This window comes from Cupriavidus sp. SIMBA_020, assembly GCF_046535395.1.
In the GTDB taxonomy this organism is placed as follows: domain Bacteria; phylum Pseudomonadota; class Gammaproteobacteria; order Burkholderiales; family Burkholderiaceae; genus Cupriavidus; species Cupriavidus campinensis.
The window spans coordinates 1-231 of sequence record NZ_JAWRWU010001801.1; the positions used below are offsets into that span (position 1 = coordinate 1).

1 pseudogene is annotated in these 231 nt (G+C 71.0%); it reads right to left on the minus strand.

Annotation, left to right across the window (positions count from 1 at the left end):
- Window positions 1–231: pseudogene (locus SB751_RS35815) on the minus strand (metallophosphoesterase); the annotation flags it as partial.

Genomic DNA, 231 nt, shown 5'->3' on the forward strand with positions numbered 1-231 from the left:
GGATGGCCGGCGAAATCGACGGTCGTTACGCCGAGCATCGCGGGCAGCCGGTCGCGCGGCACCGTGAGCGGCACCGGGCCCGGGCCGTTGCCGGCGGTCGGCTGCGGGAACGCGGTGGAGCGCGCGGTATGGAACGTCACGTTGCCCTCGACCTTCGACACAATCTGGTGGATGTGCCCGTTCAGCACGGTGACCGAGCCGAAGCGGCGCAGCAACGCCATCGTCTGCGGC